The organism is Streptomyces sp. NRRL S-378 (genome assembly GCF_000720645.1).
Taxonomy (GTDB): domain Bacteria; phylum Actinomycetota; class Actinomycetes; order Streptomycetales; family Streptomycetaceae; genus Streptomyces.
The window spans coordinates 56,098-77,685 of sequence record NZ_JOBX01000025.1 but is presented as its reverse complement, the minus strand read 5'-3'; the positions used below and the strand labels follow the sequence as shown (position 1 = coordinate 77,685).

Sequence of the window (21,588 nt, the reverse complement as noted above, 5' to 3'; positions counted from 1 at the left end):
GGGCCCGGCGCACAGGCCGGTGCCAGGAGCCGGGGAGGCCCCGTGCCGGGGCGAGGAGGACAGGGCATGGTGCAGAAGGCCAAGATCCTCCTGGTCGACGACCGGCCGGAGAATCTGCTGGCGTTGGAGGCCATCCTCTCCGCGCTCGATCAGACACTGGTCCGGGCGTCGTCGGGGGAGGAGGCGCTCAAAGCGCTGCTCACGGACGATTTCGCGGTCATTCTGCTGGACGTCCAGATGCCGGGCATGGACGGGTTCGAGACGGCCGCGCACATCAAGCGGCGCGAACGGACCCGGGACATTCCGATCATCTTCCTCACCGCGATCAACCACGGCCCGCACCACACCTTCCGCGGTTACGCGGCGGGTGCGGTCGACTACATCTCCAAACCCTTCGACCCGTGGGTGCTGCGGGCGAAGGTCTCCGTCTTCGTGGAGCTGTATACGAAGAACTGCCAACTGCGGGAGCAGGCGGCCCTGCTGAGGCTCCAGCTGGAGGGCGGCGGCTCGAACGGCGTGGACGCCGGCAAGGAAACGGCGGGCCTGCTGGCCGAGCTGTCCGCGCGGCTCGCGGCCGTCGAGGAGCAGGCCGAGGCGCTGACCAAGCAGCTCGGCGAGGACGCGGCCGACGCCGGCGTCGTGGCGACCGCGGCCCATCTGGAACGCAAACTCACCGGGCTGCGGCGGGCACTCGACGCACTGGAGCCCGGGAGCGCCGGCGGGGCTCCGGCGCTCCCCTCGCAGAACTGACCGCGCACGCGTCCGGCTTGGCGGAGCGTCAAAGTGCCTACCCCGGCGACGACACGAACGGGTGAAGGGGTGGGCACGCGTGTCCACCGGCACGCGCACCGGTAACCTCGGCCCCATGGCCTCAAGTACGTCCGGCAAGGGTTCCCCGAGCACCGCGGGCACTGCGAAGGGCCGCACCGGCCGTACGACGGCGCCCGCCAAGAAGGCGGCCCCCGCACGCAAGCCACCGGCGAAGAAGGCCGCGGCCGCCAGGCGCGCCCCGGCCAAGAGGGCCGCGGCCAAGCCCGTGCCGTCCCCGACGAGCGGCGTGCTGCGACTGGTGCGGGCCCTGTGGCTGGGCTGCGCGCACGCGGTCGGCGCGGTCTTCCGCGGGATCGGCCACGGCGCCAGGAACCTCGACCCCGCCCACCGCAAGGACGGCCTCGCGCTGCTCCTCCTCGCCCTGGCGCTGATCGTCGCCGCCGGCACCTGGTCGAACCTGAGCGGACCCGTCGGGGATCTGGTCACGATGCTGGTCACCGGTGCCTTCGGGCGGCTGGACCTGCTCGTGCCGATACTGCTCGGCGTCATGGCGGTGCGTTTCATCCGCCACCCCGAACAGACCGACGCCAACGGCCGTATCGGCGTCGGGCTGTCCGCCCTCGTCGTCGGCGTCCTCGGCCTGGTCCACATCGCCTGCGGGGCGCCCGGCCGCGACGAGGGCACCACCGCCATGCAGAACGCGGGCGGGCTCATCGGCTGGGGCGCCTCCAAGCCGCTGATCTTCACCATGGGCGCGCCGCTGGCCGTGCCCATGCTGGTGCTGCTCACCGTCTTCGGGCTGCTCGTGGTCACCGCGACCCCGGTCAACGCGATCCCGCAGCGGCTGCGCCGGCTGGGCATCCGGCTCGGGATCATCGCCCCGAACGAGTACGACGAGGGCTACGGCGAGGACGCGGGCGGCGCCGTCCGGCACGACCCGCAGCAGTGGCGGGCCCGTTCCGGGGCCGGTGCGGTCGCCGGTGATCCTGCGGACGCCGCCGAGGAGGAGGCCCTGGCCCGCCGGCGCCGGCCGCGCAGGACCGCCGCCCGACCGGCGATCGACCGGGAGATGGACGCCGTCGACGTGGCCGCGGCGGCCGCCGCGGCGCTGGACGGGGTGGTCTACGGCGGCATGCCGCCCTCCCCGGTCGTCGCCGACCTCACCCACGGGATCACTCCCGAGCGGGACGGAGCGGAGCTCACCACGCCGGTGCCGACCGCCCGCGGCGAGCGCTCGGCAGCGCCGGCCAGGCCGGCCGCACCCGCCATGCCCGCGGAGGAGCCCGCTGAGCAGCCGCACGCCACCACCGCCGCGGCCTCCGGGACGCTGGCGGTGCCCGACCTGACGAAGGCCGCGCCGGAGGCCCAGCCGCTGCCGCCGCGCGCCGAGCAGCTCCAGCTGCGCGGGGACATCACGTACTCCCTGCCCTCGCTGGACCTGCTGGTGAAGGGCGGGCCCGGCAAGACCCGCAGCGCCGCCAACGACGCCGTGGTCGCCTCCCTGCGCAACGTGTTCACCGAGTTCAAGGTCGACGCCGACGTCACCGGCTTCACCCGGGGCCCGACGGTCACCCGCTACGAGGTCACCCTCGGCGCGGCCGTGAAGGTCGAGCGGATCACCGCCCTGACCAAGAACATCGCCTACGCCGTGGCCAGCCCCGACGTGCGGATCATCAGCCCGATCCCGGGCAAGTCGGCGGTCGGCATCGAGATCCCCAACACCGACCGCGAGATGGTCAACCTGGGCGACGTCCTGCGCCTCGCGGACGCGGCCGAGGACGACCACCCCATGCTGGTCGCGCTCGGCAAGGACGTCGAGGGCGGCTACGTCATGGCCAACCTCGCCAAGATGCCGCACGTGCTGGTCGCCGGCGCCACCGGCTCCGGCAAGTCCTCCTGCATCAACTGCCTGATCACCTCGATCATGGTCCGGGCCACCCCGGAGGACGTCCGGATGGTCCTCGTCGACCCCAAGCGGGTCGAGCTCACGGCGTACGAGGGCATCCCGCACCTGATCACGCCGATCATCACCAACCCCAAGCGGGCCGCCGAGGCGCTCCAGTGGGTCGTGCGCGAGATGGACCTGCGCTACGACGACCTGGCGGCCTTCGGCTACCGGCACATCGACGACTTCAACCAGGCCATCCGGGACGGGAAGATCAAACTCCCGCCGGGCAGCGAGCGCGAGCTCAACCCCTACCCGTACCTCCTCGTGATCGTCGATGAGCTGGCCGACCTGATGATGGTGGCCCCGCGGGACGTCGAGGACTCCATCGTCCGCATCACCCAGCTGGCCCGCGCCGCCGGCATCCACCTGGTGCTCGCCACCCAGCGGCCCTCGGTGGACGTGGTCACCGGGCTGATCAAGGCGAACGTGCCCTCGCGGCTCGCGTTCGCCACGTCCTCGCTCGCCGACAGCCGGGTCATCCTCGACCAGCCCGGCGCCGAGAAGCTCATCGGCAAGGGCGACGGGCTGTTCCTCCCGATGGGCGCGAACAAGCCCGTCCGCCTCCAGGGCGCCTTCGTCACCGAGGACGAGATCGCCGGGATCGTCAAGCACTGCAAGGACCAGATGGCGCCGGTCTTCCGGGACGACGTCACCGTGGGGCAGAAGCAGAAGAAGGAGATCGACGAGGAGATCGGCGACGACCTGGACCTGCTGTGCCAGGCGGCCGAGCTGGTCGTCACCACGCAGTTCGGCTCCACCTCGATGCTCCAGCGCAAGCTGCGGGTGGGCTTCGCGAAGGCCGGGCGGCTCATGGACCTCATGGAGTCGCGGGGCATCGTCGGCCCGAGCGAGGGTTCGAAGGCGCGCGACGTCCTGCTCAAGGCCGACGAGCTGGACGGGGTGCTCGCGGTCATCCGCGGCGAGACTGATTCGTAGCCGTTCGGCGGGCAACCGTTTCCCTTGGGCCCGCGTCAAGTTGAAGAGAAGTGGCGGCACCGCGCACGACATCGCGTACGGCGTCGGACCGCCACGCCGGAGGGGACCTTCCCGCGCCATTCGGATGGCGTAGGAAGAGCACCCTCCGGTTGCTCCACCCTTTCGTACCCCCCCTAGACTGGACATCCAGCAGGTGGCTACACGCTCGAAAGGCGCCCTTGTGTCCATCGGCAACTCCAACTCCCCCGAAGAAGAGCGGCCTTCGACCGACGACCGGTCCGAGGACCGTCTCGTCGAACGTTCCGTCGAAGAACCGTCCATCGGGACGGCCCTCAAGAAGGCCCGGATCGCCGCCGGGCTCACAGTCGACGAGGTCAGTTCCATCACCCGCGTGCGCATCCCGATCGTGCACGCGATCGAAGAGGACGACTTCACGCGGTGCGGCGGCGACGTCTACGCCCGCGGTCACATCCGTACGCTCGCCCGCGCCGTCCACCTCGACCCGGCACCCCTGGTCGAGAGCTACGACGCGGCCCACGGCGGCCGGCCGGCACCCACCCCCGCCGCGCCGATGTTCGAGGCCGAGCGGATCCGCCCCGAGCGGCAGCGGCCCAACTGGACCGCCGCCATGGTCGCCGCCATCGTCGCCGTGATCGGCTTCGTGGCCTTCACCGCCTTCAGCGGCGGCGACGAGAAGGAAAAGCGCCCGATGGCGGAAGGTTCCGCCTCCCCCAAGCCCGCACCCAAGCAGACCGGCGGCAAGACGCCCGCCCAGCCCTCGCAGGCACCCCCGCAGGCCGCCAAGCCGGAGCCCTCGGACAGTGCCATCGCCGCCGCGCCCAAGGACCTCGTCACGGTCGTCCTGACGGCCGACACGGGCGAGAGCTGGATCTCCGCAAAGGACTCCACGGGCCGGCTCCTCTTCGACGGCACCCTCGTGCAGGGCGAGTCGAAGACCTTCACGGACAAGGAGTCCGTCGACCTCGTGCTCGGCGACGCCGGAGCCGTGAAGCTGTTCGTGAACGGCAAGGAGATCAAGGACGACTTCCAGCCGGGTCAGGTGGAACGTCTCACATACACCAAGGAGGACCCCTCCCGGGATCAGCCGCAGGCGGGCTGACCGAGGGGCCGTCCCCAGGCGGAAAGCGTGATCCGGGATCCCCGGGGTGCTGCGAGCACCCCGGGGATCTTGGTGTGCGGGGACGCGCGGCCGGGGCCCGCGCCGGGACGAAGTAGTCTTGAGTCCATGCCCGAACGCCGTACCGTCGCCCTTGTCACTCTTGGCTGCGCCCGTAACGAGGTGGACTCGGAGGAGCTCGCAGGCCGCTTGGCGGCGGATGGCTGGGAGCTCGTCGAGGACGCCGCCGACGCGGACGTAGCCGTCGTCAACACCTGTGGCTTCGTCGAAGCCGCCAAGAAGGACTCCGTAGACGCCCTGCTGGAAGCCAACGATCTCAAGGATCACGGCAAGACCCAGGCCGTCGTCGCCGTCGGCTGCATGGCCGAGCGCTACGGCAAGGAGCTCGCCGAAGCCCTTCCCGAGGCCGACGGGGTCCTCGGTTTCGACGACTACGCCGACATCTCCAACCGCCTCCAGGTCATCCTCAGCGGCGGCAGTGTCGAAGCCCACACCCCCCGCGACCGCCGCCAGCTGCTGCCCATCAGCCCCGCAGCCCGCCAGGCCGCCGACGTCGCCCTCCCCGGGCACGCCCAGGCGCCCGCCGAGGAGCCCGCAGAGGCCCCCGCGGACCTGCCGGAGGGCGTCGCGCCCGCCTCGGGCCCGCGCGCCCCGCTGCGCCGCCGCCTGGACAAGAGTCCGGTGGCCTCGGTCAAGCTGGCCTCCGGCTGCGACCGCCGCTGCTCCTTCTGCGCCATCCCGTCCTTCCGCGGGTCCTTCATCTCCCGCCGCCCCAGCGACGTGCTGGGCGAGACCCGCTGGCTCGCCGAGCAGGGCGTCAAGGAGATCATGCTGGTCTCCGAGAACAACACCTCGTACGGCAAGGACCTCGGCGACATCCGGCTGCTGGAGACCCTGCTGCCCGAGCTCGCCGCCGTCGACGGCATCGAGCGCGTCCGCGTCAGCTACCTCCAGCCCGCCGAGATGCGCCCGGGCCTGATCGACGTGCTGACCTCGACGCCCAAGGTCGTGCCGTACTTCGACCTGTCCTTCCAGCACTCGGCCCCCGACGTGCTGCGCGCCATGCGCCGCTTCGGCGACACCGACCGCTTCCTGGAGCTGCTGGACACCATCCGCTCCAAGGCCCCGCAGGCCGGCGTCCGCTCGAACTTCATCGTCGGCTTCCCCGGCGAGACCGAAGCCGACTTCGCCGAGCTGGAGCGTTTCCTCACCCACGCGCGCCTGGACGCGATCGGTGTCTTCGGCTACTCCGACGAGGACGGCACCGAGGCCGTCACCTACGAGAACAAGCTGGACGAGGACACGATCGCCGAGCGCCTCGCGCACATGCAGCGGCTCGCCGAGGAGCTCACCGCCCAGCGTGCGGAAGAGCGAATCGGCGAGACCCTGGAAGTGCTCGTGGAGACGGTCGTCCCCTTCGACGAGGCCGAGGAGGGCGAGGGAGCCTACGGGCGCGCCGCGCACCAGGCCCCCGAAACCGACGGCCAGGTCGTCTTCACGGACGGCACGGGCCTGGTGCCCGGGCGTATCGTCACGGCGAAGGTCGTCGGCACCCTGGGAGTGGACCTGGTGGCCGAGCCCCTGGACATCGACTTTGAGGAGGCGGCCGGATGACCGGTGTCCCGGCATCTGCGGCGGGCGGGACCGGCCGCCGGCCCGTGCCCGGCGCGAAGCTGGGGGCCGCGGCGGTCGATCAGGCCAGCCTGTGGAACATCGCCAACATCCTGACGATGATCCGGCTCGTGCTGGTGCCGGGATTCGTCCTGCTGCTGCTCGCCGACGGCGGGTACGACCCGGCGTGGCGGGCCTGGGCCTGGGCGGCGTTCGCCGTCGCCATGATCACGGACATCTTCGACGGGCACCTGGCCCGGACGTACAACCTGGTCACGGACTTCGGCAAGATCGCCGACCCCATCGCCGACAAGGCGATCATGGGGTCGGCGCTGATCTGTCTGTCCTGGCTGGGCGACCTCCCGTGGTGGGTGACCGGGGTGATCCTCGGACGCGAGCTCGGGATCACGCTGCTGCGCTTCTGGGTCATCCGCTACGGCGTGATTCCGGCCAGCCGCGGCGGCAAGCTGAAGACGCTGGCCCAGGGCACGGCCGTGGGCATGTACGTCCTCGCACTGACCGGTGCGCTGGCGACGATGCGCTTCTGGGTGATGGCGATCGCGGTCGTGCTGACCGTCGTCACCGGTTTGGACTACATCCGCCAGGCGATCGTGCTGCGCCGCCGGGGTATCGCCGCGGAGCGGGCCGCGCGGTGACCGGTGGGGCGGGGGATTCTCCGGAGGCGCGGGGGCGTGCCGGAGCGAGCGAGGGGCGCACGGCCGCTGCGTACGCGCTCCAGCTGCTCGCGGAGAGTGACCAGACCGTCGCCGTTGCGGAATCCCTGACCGGCGGCATGGTCGCGGCCGAGATCACGGCCGTGCCCGGGGCTTCCCGGTCGTTCCGCGGTTCGGTCACGGCGTACGCGACGGAGATCAAGCACCGGGTCCTGGGTGTGGACGCCGCCCTGCTGGACGCCGAGGGCGCGGTGAACGCCCAGGTGGCGGCTGAGATGGCGGCCGGTGTGCGCCGGGTGATGGGCGCTTCGTGGGGAATCGCGACGACCGGGGTGGCCGGTCCCGAGCCGCAGGACGGGCAGCCCGTGGGCACCGTTTTCGTCGCCGTGGACGGTCCGACGGGCAGGAAAACGGTCCCGCTGAGGTTGAACGGCTCCCGGGCGGAAATTCGTAGGGAGAGTGCACGCACAGTGCTCGAGCTTCTCGCGGACGAACTCCGGGAGAATGCGCGGGGGCAGGATACGGAACAGAACGGGGGGATTTGATGTTTGCAGCCCTGAGTGAACACGACATCGCTCCCCGCACGGCCGCGGCGCGAGGCGGTACGGTGGGGCGTGAAGGATGCGGCTACACGGTCAGAGGAGGGAGCCACCGATGATTCTGCTCCGTCGCCTGCTGGGTGACGTGCTGCGTCGGCAGCGCCAGCGCCAGGGCCGTACTCTGCGCGAAGTCTCCTCGTCGGCCCGAGTTTCGCTCGGCTATCTCTCCGAGGTGGAGCGGGGGCAGAAGGAGGCATCCTCCGAGCTGCTCTCCGCGATCTGCGACGCGTTGGACGTACGGATGTCCGAGCTGATGCGCGAAGTCAGTGATGAACTGTCGCTCGCCGAGCTGGCACAGTCGGCCGCGGCAAGCGAACCGGTCGGCGTACCGGTCCGCCCGATGCTCAATTCGGTCTCGATGGCTTCGGTCACCGGTCCGGAACGGGTGACCATCAAGGCGCCTGCGGAAGCGGTGAATGTAGTAGCCGCGTGAGCGAGCACGTGCGTGTTTGAGCTTGGCCGGAGCCCCGGCCGGTGCGTGGAGCACCGGGCGGGGCTCCCGGCCGTTCTGGGTGCGGGCACGGGGGGCGTGCGAGACGATGGGGCCGTCCGGGTCCCGGCCCCTGGAGGTGTCAGTGCGGACATCGCTGCGCATACCCGCGGTGTCGGCCCTCGCGCTGACGGTGGGGGCCCTGTGGTGGTGGGCCGTGCTCCGGCTGGTGCTGGCTCCCGCGGAGTCGGGGGCCGTGGAGGGCGCGGTGGCCGTGAGCGGCTGGAGCCTGGGGCTGCTGCCCGTGCACTGCGTGCCGGCGCCCCTGCGCAGGGTCCGGCGGCGGGCCCGCCGCGACGCCCGGGACGGGGACGGCCCGGAGCCCGGGGACGGCGCGGCGCGGGCGGCCGGGGAGGTCGGCGCTGCCGACGCGGCTACCAGGGCATCGAGACGCCGCCGTTCGGACGCAGGATCTGGCCCGTCATGAAGGACGAGGCGTCCGAGGCGAGGTAGAGCACCGCCTGCGCGATGTCCTCCGGCTCGCCGACCCGGCGCAGGGGGGACATGCGGACCATGGCCGCCTCGGTCTGCGCCTGGACCCCGGGGTCGTGCCGGTCGGTCATCGGGGTGCGGATCCAGCCGGGGGCGACGGCGTTGACCCGTATGCCGTGCGGGCCGGTCTCGGTGGCGAGGGTCTTGGTCAGCTGGACGACGGCGGCCTTGGAGGCGCTGTAGCAGAGCAGGCCGGGCTGGGCGGCGTCCACGGCGCCGGAGGCCATCGTGACGATCGATCCGGGGCGGCCCGCGGCGATCATGGAGCGAGCGGCCTCCTGGCAGGTGCGCAGGACTCCCTTGAAATTGACGTCCAGGACCCGGTCGAGGTCCTCGTCGGCCGTCTCCAGGACGCTGCTGGTGTGCATGATCCCGGCGATGGCGGCGGCGATGTCCAGCGGGCCCGCCGCGGTGACGGCCGCCCGGAGCGCGGCCCGGTCGGTGACGTCGAGGGGGTGGACGGTGGCGCCGCCGCCGGCCCCGGCGGCCAGGGCGGCCGTCTCGGCCAGCCCCTGTTCGTCGCGGTCCGCGCAGTGCACGTGGGCCCCGGCCGCGGCGAGCAGGACGGCGGTGGCGCGGCCGATGCCGCCGGCGGCTCCGGTGACCAGGGCGGTGCGGCCGGCGAGGTCGTACGAGGCTGTGGGTGTGGGCATGCCGGGACGGTACGACCGGATCTGACGGGTAGTCAATCGATGTGCGGGCCCTCCCGCCCCGTTCAGGGTGTGGGGCCCGTCTGGCAGCGAGGGCACCAGTAGGTGGGGCGGTCGTCCTGGGGTGCTTCGCGCACCGGCGTGCCGCAGCGCAGGCAGGGGCGGCGGCTGCGGCCGTAGACGAAGAGTTCCTGGCCGCGTCGGCGGATGCCGGTCGTGTTGCGCCGGTGGCCGGGCTCGTCACCGCAGTTCGCGACGAGCAGCCGGTGGGCTGCGGACGCCAGGCGGGGAAGGTTCTCCTCGGGGAGCCCGCCGACCGGAGTCCAGGGGGTGACCTGGGCCAGGAAGCAGAGCTCGGCCTTGTAGATGTTGCCGATCCCGGCGAGGTTGCGCTGGTCGAGCAGGGCCTCGCCCAGGGGGCGCTCCGGCGTGGCGAGGAGGTTCGCGGCGGCCCGGGCGGGATCCCAGTCCGGCCCGAGGATGTCGGGTCCGAGGTGGCCGACGGCGCGGTCCTCCTCGGCGGTGCGGATCAGCTCCAGGACGGGGAGGCGGTAGCCGACGGCGGTGTGCTCGGCCGTGCCGAGGACGGCCCGGATCTCGTAGTCCGGGCCGCCCCGCCACTTCTCGTCGGCGGCGAAGACGTGCCAGGCGCCGTCCATGCGGAGGTGGCTGTGCAGGGTGAGGCCGCCCTCGAAGCGGGCGAGGAGGTGCTTGCCGCGCGGGGTGACGTCGAGGGTGACGCGACCGGTGAGGTCCGCGGTGGCGAAGCGGGGGACGCGCAGATCGCTCCGGGTCAGTTCACGGCCGGCCAGGACCGCGTGCAGGCGGGTCGCCGCGCGCCGGATGCTGTCGCCTTCGGGCATGCCCCCATTGTCGCCCGGCGGCGCCCCCGCGCGGGCGCCGCCGGGCGACGCGCGCCCGGGGCGGCCCGCGCTGCGGCGGATGGCGGCTGGGTGCTGCCGCAGGCCGGGCGGAGCGGTGCGCCCACCCGCGTTCGACGGCCGCGGGGCGGTCGCCCGGTTCCGGTGCGCAGGGCGCGGGACCGGCGGCGCGGGACGGGAGGGCCCCGTCACGGTCGCCGGGGCAGGTGGGCGTGGGTGAGGACGGTCAGGATCTCGTCGCGGGTCGGCGGGACGGGGGCGTTCATCGCGTGCAGGCAGAGGCCGGTCTTCAGGGGGCCGCTGTCGCGGCGGCCGTCGGCCCGAGCAGGGGGCCAGGGTCTCGGCAGTGGTCCGGGCGGGCAGGCCCGCGGCCTCGCGCAGCACCGGGCGGCGCAGGGCGGCAGCGTGCAGCTCGTACGCGACGACCATGGCGGTGCGCCCCTCGCCCCCTCGGGCCATCATGCCGTCGGTCATCACCTCGACGACCTGCTGCGGGCCGGCGTCGGCGTGCTCCCCGGCCCAGTGGGGCACGTAGGGGGCGAACCGCTCGGCGGCGCGTGCCGGGCGGCCCTGCTCGACGCCTCGGCCACCTCGGCGACGCGCTCCCGCAGGTTCGGGGCGTGTCGGCGGGTCCTGCGGGCTTTCCCGGTCAGGCGGGTCAGGCTCCTTCCGGGGTGCGGATCACTCGGGAGGGGACGACGCCACCAGGAACGGAGCACACCATGAAGATCGCAGTCCTCGGCACCGGCGCGGGCGGCCGCGCGCACGCCGCCAAGCTGCTCAGCCTCGGGCACGAGGTGTACGTCGGCACCCGCGACTCCCAGGTCACCCTGGGCCGTACCGAACCGGACTTCATGGGCGTCGAACCCTTCGGCCAGTGGCTCGCCGACTACCCCGGCATCGGACTGCGCAGCTTCGGCGACGCCGCCGCGGCCGCCGACTTCGTCGTCAACGGGATCGACGGGGCTCACGCGGTCGGCGTGCTCACCGGCATCGCGGACCACCTGGCCGGCAAGACCCTGATGGACTACGCCGTCCCCTACGTCTACAACCCCGAGCAGGCCCACCCGTGGCCCACCCCGTGGGGGGTGATGCCCGCCCTCGACCCCGTCGACCACGACAGCCTGGGGGAGCGGATCCAGCGCGCGCTGCCGCAGGCCAAGGTGGTCAAGGCGTGCGTCACCCAGGAGCAGGAGACCGTCGTCGACCCGCGGGCCGTGGCCGGCGGCGACCACACCATGTTCATCGCCGGCGAGCACGCGGACGCCAAAGAGCAGGTCACCGAGTTGCTGCGGTCCTACGGCTGGCAGGACATCCTCGACCTCGGCCCGCTGGCGAGCTCCCGCGGCATGGAGATGTACGCCCACCTGCACAGCGCCATCCAGTTCGCGCTCGGCGGCGCCCGCTTCGGCATCAAGGTGATGCGCTGATCACTGCCGCAGCCGCAGGCCCCGGGGCGTGGCGTGGAAACCGGCGGATTCGAGCGACGGCCCGAGGGGCGAGGTGAGCGCGGCCCCGGCATTGATGCGCTCCACCGTCAGCGCCGGCAGGGTGCCCGCCCGGCAGCCCGCGGCCAGAGCGGCGACCGCAGCCGTCAGACGGGGGTCCTCCGGGCCGGGCCAGGCCAGCAGGGTCTTGCCGCCGCGCTCCAGGTACAGGGTGAGCTCCCCGTCCACCAGGACCACCAGGGAGCCCGCCTTGCGGCCCGCCTTGTGGGTGGCGCCGGCCGGCGGTTCGGGCCAGGGCAGGGCCGCGCCGTACGCGTTCGCCGGGTCCGCGGCGGCCAGCACCACCGCCGCCAGTGGGGGCGGGGTCCGCTCGGCGGCCCGGAGCCGGTCCACCGCGCCGTCCATCGCGAACTGGGCCGCGCCCAGCCCCTCGACCACATAGCCCCGGCGGGCCTGGCCGCTGTCCTCGAAGGCCGACAGGACGCGGTAGACGGCGCTGAAGCCCCCCTCGACCCCCTCCGCGGCGACCGCGCCGCGCGTCACCACTCCGTGCCGGTCCAGCAGGGTGCGGGCCAGGGCGTGGGCCCGGTGGGTCGGGTCGGGTGCCGGGGACGGCAGCAGAGACCAGCGCCCGGAGACCGTGGGCGGGCCGGTACGGGACACGGTCGCGCTCAGGGTGCCGTAGCGGCCGCGCGGCACGGTGCGCCGGGCGCGGTGGGCCGTGGAGCCCGCCGTACGGCCCGAGCCGAGGAAGGAGCGCAGCGGGGCGAGGGTGTCGTTGGTGAGCCGGCCCGACCAGGCCAGATCCCACACCGCCTCGGAGAGGGCGACGTCCGAGACCTCGGGGAAGTCGGCGCGCACCGCCTGCGAGATCTGCCGGAAGAACAGGCCGTACCCGCCCGAGAGGGCCGTCAGGACGGCCTGCTGGAGCGGGCTCGGCTCCAGCGGGTGCGGCGGCGGCAGGAGCAGCGGGGCGGCGTCCGCGAGATAGAGCGACACCCAGCCGTCCTTGCCCGGGAGGGCTCCGGCCCCCGCCCAGACCACCTCACCGGTGGTGGTCAGCTCGTCCAGCAGGCCGGGGGAGTAGTTCGCCACCCGCGACGGCAGGATCAGCCGCTCCAGCGCGGACGCCGGCACCGGGGCGCCCTGGAGCTGCTCGACCGCCCGGGCCAGGCCGTCGAGGCCGCGCAGCGCCCCGCCCAGGTGCTGCCACTGCGGCAGGAAGGTGGCCAGCGAGGTCGGCGGGACCGGCTCCAGCTCCTGGCGGAGCGCGGCGAGGGAGCGGCGGCGGAGCCTGCGCAGCACCGTCGCGTCGCACCACTCCTGGCCGATGCCGGCCGGGTGGAACTCGCCCTGCACCACCCGCCCCGCCGCCGCGAGACGGTGCAGGGCGCCCTCGGTCACCGCCGCGCCCAATCCGAAGGCGGTGGCCACGGCGGCCGTGGTGAACGGCCCGTGGGTGCGGGCGTACCGGGCCAGCAGGTCCCCCAGCGGGTCCTTGACCGGCTCGGTGAACGCCTCCGGGACACCGACGGGCAGCGCGGTGCCCAGCGCGTCCCGCAGCCGCCCCGCGTCCTCGATCGCCGCCCAGTGGTCCGCGCCGCCGATCCGGACCCGGATGGCGCGGCGCGCCGCGGCGAGCTCCTGCGCCCAGGCCGGATCCGCCCCGCGCGCCGTCAGCTGGTCCTGCGTCAGGGGCCCGAGCAGGCGCAGCAGGTCGGCGACCGACTCGGCGTCCTTCGCCCGCCGGTCCTCGGTGAGCCACTGGAGCTCCCGCTCCAGCTCCTCCAGCACCTGCGCGTCGAGGAGCTCGCGCAGCTCCGCCTGTCCCAGCAGCTCGGCCAGCAGCCGCGAGTCCAGCGACAGCGCGGCCGCCCTGCGCTCGGCCAGCGGGGAGTCGCCCTCGTAGAGGAACTGGGCGACGTAGCCGAAGAGGAGGGAGCGCGCGAAGGGGGACGGCTCCGGGGTCGTGACCTCGACCAGCCGGACCCGGCGCGCCTCGATGTCACCCATCAGCTCGGTCAGGCCGGGCACGTCGAAGACGTCCTGGAGGCATTCGCGCACGGCTTCGAGCACGATCGGGAAGGAACCGAACTCCGACGCCACCTGGAGCAGTTGCGAGGCCCGCTGGCGCTGCTGCCACAGCGGGGTGCGGCGGCCCGGACTGCGGCGCGGCAGCAGCAGGGCACGGGCCGCGCACTCGCGGAAGCGGGAGGCGAACAGCGCGGAGCCGCCCACCTGGTCGGTGACGATCTGGTTGACGTCGCCGTGGTCGAAGGCGACGTCGGCAGCGCCGAGCGGCGCCTGTTCGTCGTCGAACTCGAAGGCCGGCGCCCCCGCCGGGTCGTGGTCCAGCAGGTCCATGGACAGCAGGTCCGCGTCGGGGAGGCGGAGCACGATGCCGTCGTCGGCGTGCATCACCTGCGCGTCCATGCCGTACTTCTCGGCGAGGCGGGCGCTCAGGGCCAGCGCCCACGGGGCGTGCACCTGCGCACCGAACGGCGAATGGACCACGACCCGCCAGTCGCCCAGCTCGTCGCGGAACCGCTCCACCACGATGGTCCGGTCGTCCGGAACGTGGCCGCAGGCCTCGCGCTGCTCGGCGAGGTAGGCCAGCACGTTGTCCGCGGCCCAGGCGTCCAGCCCGGCCGCCACCAGCCGCAGCCGGGCGTCCTCCTCGGAGAGGGCGCCGAGCTCGCGCAGGAACGCGCCGACCGCGCGCCCCAGTTCCAGCGGGCGGCCGAGCTGGTCGCCCTTCCAGAACGGCAGCCGGCCCGGCACCCCGGGGGCGGGCGTGACCAGGACCCGGTCGCGCGTGATGTCCTCGATGCGCCAGGACGTGGTGCCCAGCGTGAAGACGTCCCCGACACGGGACTCGTAGACCATCTCCTCGTCGAGCTCGCCGACCCGCCCGCCGCCCTTCTTCGGGTCCGAGCCGGCCAGGAAGACACCGAAGAGCCCGCGGTCGGGGATGGTGCCGCCGGAGGTGACCGCGAGCCGCTGGGCCCCCGGCCGGCCGGTGACCGTACCCGCCACCCGGTCCCAGACCACGCGCGGCCGCAGTTCGGCGAAGGCGTCCGACGGATAGCGGCCGGCCAGCATGTCGAGCACCGCCGTGAACGCCGACTCCGGGAGCGCCGCGAACGGCGCCGCCCGCCGCACCAGCGCGAGGAGGTCGTCCAGCTGCCAGGTGTCCATCGCGACCATGGCGACCAGCTGCTGCGCCAGGACGTCGAGGGGGTTGGAGGGGATGCGCAGGGACTCGATCGCCCCCGTCCGCATCCGCTCGGTGACCACGGCCGCCTGGACCAGGTCGCCCCGGTACTTGGGGAAGACCACGCCGGTGGAGACCGCGCCCACCTGGTGCCCGGCCCGGCCCACCCGCTGCAGCCCGGACGCCACCGACGGCGGTGACTCCACCTGCACCACCAGGTCCACCGCACCCATGTCGATGCCCAGTTCGAGGCTGGAGGTGGCGACCACGGCCGGCAGCCGGCCCGCCTTCAGGTCCTCCTCCACCAGTGCCCGCTGCTCCTTGGACACCGAGCCGTGGTGCGCCCGGGCCAGCAGCGGCGGGGCGCCCAGGGCCGGGCCCGACTGGGCCATGACCTCGGCCGGTGACGCGTGCTCGGGCAGCTTCTCGCCGACGGCCCGTTCGTACGCGATCTCGTTCAGCCGGTTGCACAGCCGCTCGGCGAGGCGGCGGGAGTTGGCGAACACGATCGTCGAGCGGTGCGCCTGCACCAGATCCGCGATCCGCTCCTCGACGTGCGGCCAGATCGACGGCCGGTCTCCACCCTCCCGGCCCTCCGTCGCGGGGGAGCCGCCCATCTCGCCCATGTCCTGCACCGGGACGACCACCGAGAGGTCGAACTCCTTGGCCGACGGCGGCTGCACGATCTCCACCCTGCCGCGCGGCGCGAGGTACCGGGCGACCTCGTCCACCGGCCGGACCGTCGCCGACAGACCGATCCGGCGCGCCGGACGCGGCAGCAGCTCGTCCAGCCGCTCCAGGGACACGGCGAGGTGCGCGCCGCGCTTGGTCCCGGCGACGGCGTGCACCTCGTCCACGATCACCGTCTCGATCCCGGTCAGTGCCTCCCGCGCGGCCGAGGTCAGCATCAGGAACAGGGACTCGGGAGTGGTGATGAGGATGTCCGGCGGCCGGGTGGCCAGCGACCGCCGCTCCGCCGCGGAGGTGTCGCCGGAGCGGATCCCCACCCGGATGTCCGGCTCCGGCAGCCCGAGGCGGACGGACTCCTGCCGGATCCCCGTCAGCGGACTGCGCAGATTGCGCTCGACGTCGACGGCCAGGGCCTTCAGGGGCGACACGTACAGGACCCGGCAGCGCTTCTTCGACTCGGCGGGCGGCGGGGCCGAGGCGAGCCGGTCGAGGGCGGCGAGGAACGCGGCGAGTGTCTTGCCGGAGCCGGTGGGCGCCACCACCAGCACGTCCGAACCCTCCCCGATGGCCCGCCAGGCACCCTCCTGTGCGCTGGTGGGCGCGACGAAGGCCCCCGTGAACCAGGAGCGGGTCGCGGGGGAGAACGAGTCGAGCGCAGCGCCTGCCATGCCCCCATCGTGCACCCGGCCACTGACAACGCTCCGGACCTGGGCAAACGCGCGTCGGCGGCGGGGCGCAGAATGGGGGGATGGGGACGGAAGAAGGCCGCCGGGAGTGGGCCCGGCACTGGCAGTACCCGGCACTGCCCGGGCTGGACCTGTTGCGCGCCCACTACGTACGCCACACCTTCCCGCGCCACGCGCACGACGGCTACGTCATCGCGGCCGTCACCGGCGGTGTCGAGGAGGTCGGCCTGCCCGGCCATGTCGTGCGCGCCGGACCGGGCAGCGTGGTCCTGATCAACCCCGAGGTGCCCCACACGGCGCGCGCCGGGGCGCCCGAGGGCTGGGCGTACGCCACCCTCTACCCCTCCGCCGGCCTGATCGCCGAGGTCGCCGCCGAGGTCGGCCTGCTGCGCGGTACCCCCGGCTTCACCGCCGACATCGTGGCCGACCCGCAGGCCTCGCGCACGATCACCGAGGTGCACCGGGCCGCCGAGGCCGGGAACGCGCTGGCCGCCGACACCCTCCTGCGGGGCGTGGTCGCCCGGATGCTGAGCCGGTACGCCGCACCGCTGCCCGCCCGTACGGTCCGCGCGACGGGCGGCGCCGAAGCGGCGGCGGCCCGGGCCGTGCTGGAGGAGCGCCTGGCCGACCCGCCGTCCCTGGAGCAGCTCGCGGCGGAGCTGGGCACGAGCCCCTTCGCCCTGCTGCGGGCCTTCCGGGAGCGGTACGGGATGCCTCCGCACACCTGGCTGACCGACGCCAGGGTCCGGCGGGCGCGCCGGCTGCTCGACGCGGGCACCCCGCCGGCCGAGGCGGCGGTCGCCGTCGGCTTCACGGACCAGCCCCACCTGAACCGCCACTTCACCCGCATCGTGGGCGTCCCTCCGGGCGCCTACCGCCGCGAGCGGGCCGGTTAGTCCGCCGGGGCGCAAGAACGTACAAGACCCACTCGGCGGGGCCCGCGTAGTTTCGGGGTGTGGGAGAGAAGCAGCTGGTCACAGAGCCAGAGATACGAGAGACAGCGGCGTCCGGCGGGCGGCCGCGGGCCGCGGTGGTACGGGACGCGCTCGGGGTCGGCGTCGCCGTCGGCCTGTCCGGGTTCGCCTTCGGCGTGACCGCGGCCGGGGCCGGCATCAGCACCTTCCAGGCCTGCGTGCTGAGCCTGCTCGTCTTCACCGGGGCCTCGCAGTTCGCCCTGGTCGGGGCGCTGGCCGCGGGCGGGAACCCGTTCACCGCGGCCGCCGGGGCCTTCTTCCTCGGCACCCGCAACGCCTTCTACGGGCTGCGCCTGTCGCAGCTGCTCCGCCTGCCGCGCGCCGTACGGCCCCTCGCCGCGCACTGGGTGATCGACGAGACCACCGCCGTGGCGCTGGCCCAGCCCGACCGGAAGTCGGCCCGGCTGGGGTTCACCGTCACCGGGCTCACCCTCTACGCGCTGTGGAACATCACCACCCTGCTCGGCGCGCTCGGTGCCGAGGCCATCGGGGACACCAGGGCCTGGGGGCTGGACGCCGCCGGACCCGCCGTGTTCCTGGCCCTCCTCGCGCCGATGCTGAAGACGGCCACCGAGCGGGCGGTCGCCGCCCTCGCGCTCGTCCTCGGGCTGGGGTTCCTGCCGGTGCTGCCCGCCGGGGTGCCCGTGCTGATCGCGGCCCTGGCCGCCCCCGTCGTGCTGTGGATGAAGGGACGCCGCTCGTGAACGTCTGGATCGCCATCGGGCTCACCGTCGTCGGCTGCTACGCCGTGAAGTACGCGGGGCTGCTCGTCCCGGCCGGGGCCCTGGAGCGGCCCCTGGTGCGCCGGCTGGCCGCCCTCCTGCCGGTCGCGCTGCTGGCCGCGCTCACGGCCCAGCAGACCTTCAGCACCGGGTCCGCGCTCGTCGTCGACGCCCGTGCCGCCGGGCTGGCCGCGGCCGGGCTCGCGCTGCTGCTGCGGGCGCCGTTCCTGGTCGTGGTCGCGGCCGCCGTCGTCGTCACCGCGGGGGTACGGGCCCTGGGCGGCTGACCTGCGCCGGCAGGCGGCCGTACGCCCGCAGGGTCAGCAGCGCCTCCAGCGTCGCGATCGGCCGCCGCTCCAGGGAACTCCCCGGCGCCCAGGCCTCGCGGCGGACCGGCCAGCCGCCGTCCTGCTGCTGGGCGGCGGCCAGGAAGTCCAGCGAGCGGCGCATCTCCTCGTCCGTGAACCAGCCGCGGGCCAGCGACTCGGGCCGCCGCGCGAAGTCGTGCGGGAACAGCTGCTCGCCCGGCGCGTAGCCCGGCACCGGCGGGAAATCCGTCCGCCGCCGCGGATCGAGGACCACGAGCCGCTCCTCGCGCACCAGCCGTCCCAGCCGGTCCGCGGCCGTCGCCGCGCGGGCCCGGTCGGGGACGCCGTCGAGGAAGGCCACCGCGCTCTGGACCTCGTACGGATGCGAGCGGTGCAGGTTCTCGACCCGGTCCCAGCAGAAGTCCGTGGCCCGGAAGAGCCAGGCGTGCCAGACGCGGTTGCGATGCAGCAGGCCGACGACCGGGCCGGTGGTCAGGAGCTCACCCGGCGGGTCGTCGTGCACCGGGTGGTACGGGGCCGCGGGGTAGTCGCGCGGGGACGGGAAGACGACCGGGAGCGCGCCTTCCGGGGTGGAGACGCCCGTCAGGTGCCGGCAGAGCCGCTCGATCCGCTGCCCGGCGCAGCGGCCCAGGCTGTCCAGCACGCGCAGCGCGTGCGCGGTGTGCAGGGGCTGGCTCAGCGGGCCGCGCAGATCCGGGTCGAGCCCGTGACCGTAGCCGCCGTCGGGGTTGAGGTACGAACCGAGGGCGGTGTCCACCGGGTCCGCGTCCCCGCCGAGGAAGTGGAACGCGAACCGCCGCTGCTCCAGCACGCGGGCCGTGAGCCAGACGAACCGCTCGGCGCGGGCGAGGGCGGGCTGCGGGAGCTGCGGGGCGTGCTGGCTCTGGGGGGAAGCTTCGTCTCCGGGCATGCGTGCAAGGTAGGGCGCGGTGACGCGGGGGCGCGGGGCGAACGCCGCCGGTGCACTCTCCCGGGGGCGGGATACTGGGGGCATGCGGTTGACGATTTTCTGGGAGCGGATGGCCGAGCACTTCGGGGCCGGCTATGCCGACTCCTTCGCGCGGGACCACGTGATGGCGGAGCTGGGCGGCCTGACCGTGTACCAGGCGCTGGAGGCGGGCTGGGAGACCAAGGACGTGTGGCGCGCGGTGTGTTCGGCGATGGACGTACCGGCCTCGCTGCGCTGACGGGCGGCGCTCTTTCGCGGCACGGGCCGCCGGTGGGACAGACTGGGCGGCGTGGGAGCCACCGAAGAGACGACCGACCAGCCCGCAGCCGCCCAGGGCGCGCTGCCGCCGCCCCGGGCGGCCGATGCGGGTGCCACCCCTGGCGCACCGGTCGCCTCCGGCGCGGTTCCGGGCGACGGCCCGGGCGCTGCGGACCCGGGGGCGGCCCGGGCCGCCGATCCGGCCTCGCCGAGGGGCCCCGCGGGCCACGGCGGGCCGCCGGCGGCCTGGGGCGGGGAGCGCATGCCGCGCTGGCTGCCGCGCGCGGTGGTTCTCGTCCTGGGTCTCGTCGCCTGTTTCCAGCTCGGCAGCTGGGCCTTCCACCAGCTGATCGGGCTGCTCGTCAACATCCTGATCGCGTTCTTCCTCGCGCTCGCGATCGAACCCGCGGTCGCCAGGATGGCGGCCGGCGGCATGCGCCGCGGGCTGGCCACCTTCCTGATGTTCACCGCGGTGTTCGTCGTGGCCGTGGGATTCCTCGCGCTGCTCGGCTCCCTGCTCGCCGGGCAGATCGTCGCCATGGTGGAGGGCTTCCCCGGCTACCTCGACTCGGTGATCAACTTCATCAACTCCACCTTCCGCACCGATCTGTCCCGGCTGGAGATCCAGGAGAGCGTGCTGCGCTCCGACTGGCTGCGCAAATACGTGCAGAACAGCGCGTCCGGCGTGCTCGACGTGTCCGCCACCGTGCTTGGCGGTCTCTTCAAGCTGCTGACGATCGGGCTGTTCTCCTTCTACTTCGCCGCCGACGGACCGCGGCTGCGGCGCGCGCTGTGCTCCGTGCTGCCGCCCGCGAAACAGGCGGAGGTGCTGCGCGCCTGGGAGATCGCGGTGGCCAAGACCGGCGGCTACCTCTACTCGCGCGGACTGATGGCGCTGATCTCGGGTGTCGCGACCTACATCGTGCTGGCGGTGCTCGGGGTGCCGTACGCGCCCGCGCTCGCCGTGTGGGTCGGGCTGGTCTCCCAGTTCGTCCCCACCATCGGCACCTATCTCGCGGGCGCGCTGCCGGTCCTGCTCGCCTTCACCGTCGATCCCTGGTACGCGCTGTACGTCCTCGGGTTCGTGGTGGTCTACCAGCAGTTCGAGAACTACGTGCTCCAGCCGAAGCTGACCTCGAAGACCGTCGACATCCATCCCGCGGTGGCCTTCGGATCGGTCATCGCGGGCACCGCCCTGCTGGGCGCGGTCGGGGCGCTGATCGCGATCCCGGCCGTCGCGACGCTGCAGGCCTTCCTCGGCGCCTACGTCAAGCGCTACGAGCTGACGCGGGACGCGGACTCCTCTACTTCCCGTCCTCTCCGCCGAGTACGGCTGCCAAGGCTTCGCTGACGGTCGCCTCTGCGCCGGCCTTGTCCAGGCCGAGGCCGCTCAGTACGCCCTCGCCGTTCTCCAGCTCCAGGAGCGCGAGCAGGATGTGCTCGGTGCCGACGAAGTCGTGGCCCAGGCGCAGGGCCTCACGGAAGGTCAGCTCCAGGGCCTTCTTCGCCGAGGCGTCGAAGGGGACGAGGGCGGGGAGCTCCTCCTGGGCGGGCGGGAGTGCTGCGGTCGCGGCGGCCCGTACGTCGTCGGGTGAGACCTCCTGGGCACGCAGGACGAGCCCCGCGAGGCCGTCGGCCTCGGCCACCAGGCCCAGGACCAGGTGCTCGGTGCGGATCTCGGCGTTGCCGGCGGCGCGGGCCTCGTTCTGCGCGGTCACGACCACGTTGCGGGCGCGGGGGGTGAAGCGGCCGAATCCCGCGTTGGGGTCGAGGGCGTCGGAGCCCTCCTTGTCGGCCTTGGGCACGAAGCGCTTCTGGGCCGCCTGGCGGGTGACGCCCATGCTGCGGCCGATGTCGGTCCAGGAGGCGCCGGAGCGGCGGGCCTGGTCGACGAAGTGGCCGATGAGGTGGTCCGCGACGTCCCCGAGGGCCTCCGCGGCGACGACGGCGCCGCTGAGCTGCTCCAGGGGGTCGGTGTGGACTTTGTTGATGGCCTCGATCAGGTCGTCGAGACGTACCGGATGGGTCATGCGAACGGATTCCACCGAAGGGTTCGTCATAGGTGCAACCCTAGGTTGACAGTCGAGCGAGTGTCAACCTCAGGTTGTCACTCGGGGCGCGGCCGTTT

18 protein-coding genes are annotated in these 21,588 nt (G+C 73.6%); 13 read left to right on the top strand and 5 right to left on the bottom strand.

Annotated elements, in window-relative coordinates; translation table 11 throughout:
• Positions 1 to 66 precede the first annotated feature (66 nt).
• The 7 genes from IH80_RS0119425 (at position 67) to IH80_RS0119395 (ending at position 8,110) form a co-directional block, all read left to right on the top strand.
• Positions 67 to 750, top strand: coding sequence for a response regulator (locus IH80_RS0119425; protein WP_030962021.1), 684 nt, complete (start codon positions 67 to 69; stop codon positions 748 to 750).
• Positions 751 to 865: 115 nt separating this feature from the next.
• Positions 866 to 3,655, top strand: a complete 2,790-nt coding sequence (locus IH80_RS0119420) for an FtsK/SpoIIIE family DNA translocase (RefSeq protein WP_030962020.1) — start codon at positions 866 to 868, stop codon at positions 3,653 to 3,655.
• Between the two features lie 220 nt (positions 3,656 to 3,875).
• Positions 3,876 to 4,775: a helix-turn-helix domain-containing protein gene (locus tag IH80_RS0119415; protein ID WP_030962019.1), complete on the top strand. Its 900-nt coding sequence runs from the start codon at positions 3,876 to 3,878 to the stop codon at positions 4,773 to 4,775.
• A gap of 126 nt (positions 4,776 to 4,901) precedes the next feature.
• Positions 4,902 to 6,407 (top strand): 30S ribosomal protein S12 methylthiotransferase RimO, encoded by a 1,506-nt coding sequence (gene rimO / locus IH80_RS0119410; RefSeq protein WP_030962011.1) that lies wholly within the window; start codon positions 4,902 to 4,904, stop codon positions 6,405 to 6,407.
• Positions 6,404 to 7,060: a CDP-diacylglycerol--glycerol-3-phosphate 3-phosphatidyltransferase gene (gene pgsA / locus IH80_RS0119405; protein WP_030962010.1), complete on the top strand. Its 657-nt coding sequence runs from the start codon at positions 6,404 to 6,406 to the stop codon at positions 7,058 to 7,060. Before rimO ends, pgsA begins: the two co-directional genes overlap by 4 nt.
• An 83-nt stretch (positions 7,061 to 7,143) precedes the next feature.
• Positions 7,144 to 7,623 carry a CinA family protein gene (locus IH80_RS0119400; protein WP_030962009.1) on the top strand — a complete coding sequence of 160 codons (480 nt, stop codon included), beginning with the start codon at positions 7,144 to 7,146 and terminating at the stop codon, positions 7,621 to 7,623.
• A gap of 109 nt (positions 7,624 to 7,732) precedes the next feature.
• Positions 7,733 to 8,110, top strand: coding sequence for a helix-turn-helix domain-containing protein (locus IH80_RS0119395; protein WP_030962008.1), 378 nt, complete (start codon positions 7,733 to 7,735; stop codon positions 8,108 to 8,110).
• Between the two features lie 431 nt (positions 8,111 to 8,541).
• Here the strand turns inward: IH80_RS0119395 and IH80_RS0119390 are convergent, their stop codons facing one another.
• Positions 8,542 to 9,312 (bottom strand): SDR family NAD(P)-dependent oxidoreductase, encoded by a 771-nt coding sequence (locus tag IH80_RS0119390; protein WP_199819280.1) that lies wholly within the window; start codon positions 9,310 to 9,312, stop codon positions 8,542 to 8,544.
• Between the two features lie 62 nt (positions 9,313 to 9,374).
• Positions 9,375 to 10,172, bottom strand: coding sequence for an Fpg/Nei family DNA glycosylase (locus tag IH80_RS0119385; RefSeq protein WP_030962005.1), 798 nt, complete (start codon positions 10,170 to 10,172; stop codon positions 9,375 to 9,377).
• 740 nt (positions 10,173 to 10,912) lie between these two features.
• Here IH80_RS0119385 and IH80_RS0119380 point away from each other — a divergent pair.
• Complete coding sequence (locus tag IH80_RS0119380) at positions 10,913 to 11,620, top strand: NADPH-dependent F420 reductase (protein WP_030962004.1); 708 nt, start codon at positions 10,913 to 10,915, stop codon at positions 11,618 to 11,620.
• Here the strand turns inward: IH80_RS0119380 and IH80_RS0119375 are convergent, their stop codons facing one another.
• Positions 11,621 to 16,210, bottom strand: coding sequence for an ATP-dependent helicase (locus tag IH80_RS0119375; protein ID WP_030962003.1), 4,590 nt, complete (start codon positions 16,208 to 16,210; stop codon positions 11,621 to 11,623).
• A gap of 80 nt (positions 16,211 to 16,290) precedes the next feature.
• Here IH80_RS0119375 and IH80_RS0119370 point away from each other — a divergent pair, with 80 nt between their 5' ends.
• The 3 genes from IH80_RS0119370 to IH80_RS0119360 all read left to right on the top strand — a co-directional run bounded on the left by IH80_RS0119370 (position 16,291) and on the right by IH80_RS0119360 (position 18,211).
• On the top strand, positions 16,291 to 17,124 hold the full coding sequence (locus IH80_RS0119370) for an AraC family transcriptional regulator (RefSeq protein WP_030962001.1): 834 nt from the start codon (positions 16,291 to 16,293) through the stop codon (positions 17,122 to 17,124).
• Between the two features lie 74 nt (positions 17,125 to 17,198).
• A complete protein-coding gene (locus tag IH80_RS0119365) occupies positions 17,199 to 17,906 on the top strand; it encodes an AzlC family ABC transporter permease (protein ID WP_051809565.1) in 708 nt (235 codons plus the stop codon).
• Entirely contained in the window at positions 17,903 to 18,211 is a 309-nt protein-coding gene (locus IH80_RS0119360) for an AzlD domain-containing protein (protein ID WP_030664986.1), read from the top strand. The genes IH80_RS0119365 and IH80_RS0119360 overlap by 4 nt, the downstream gene beginning before the upstream one ends.
• On the opposite strand, the gene IH80_RS0119355 is transcribed toward IH80_RS0119360, so the two are convergent.
• The gene (locus IH80_RS0119355; protein WP_051809559.1) at positions 18,180 to 19,163 is read right to left on the bottom strand and encodes a hypothetical protein; all 984 of its coding nucleotides are present in this window, start codon (positions 19,161 to 19,163) and stop codon (positions 18,180 to 18,182) included. The two genes, IH80_RS0119360 and IH80_RS0119355, sit on opposite strands and share 32 nt — an antisense overlap.
• 82 nt (positions 19,164 to 19,245) lie before the next feature.
• Between IH80_RS0119355 and IH80_RS0119350 the strand changes: the two genes are divergently transcribed.
• Both IH80_RS0119350 and IH80_RS0119345 read left to right on the top strand, forming a co-directional pair.
• The gene (locus IH80_RS0119350; RefSeq protein WP_030961997.1) at positions 19,246 to 19,440 is read left to right on the top strand and encodes a DUF3046 domain-containing protein; all 195 of its coding nucleotides are present in this window, start codon (positions 19,246 to 19,248) and stop codon (positions 19,438 to 19,440) included.
• Between the two features lie 282 nt (positions 19,441 to 19,722).
• Positions 19,723 to 20,811 (top strand): AI-2E family transporter, encoded by a 1,089-nt coding sequence (locus IH80_RS0119345; protein ID WP_199819281.1) that lies wholly within the window; start codon positions 19,723 to 19,725, stop codon positions 20,809 to 20,811.
• Here IH80_RS0119345 and IH80_RS0119340 read toward each other — a convergent pair.
• Positions 20,765 to 21,520, bottom strand: a complete 756-nt coding sequence (locus IH80_RS0119340) for a Clp protease N-terminal domain-containing protein (RefSeq protein ID WP_030961994.1) — start codon at positions 21,518 to 21,520, stop codon at positions 20,765 to 20,767. The two genes, IH80_RS0119345 and IH80_RS0119340, sit on opposite strands and share 47 nt — an antisense overlap.
• Positions 21,521 to 21,588 lie beyond the last annotated feature (68 nt).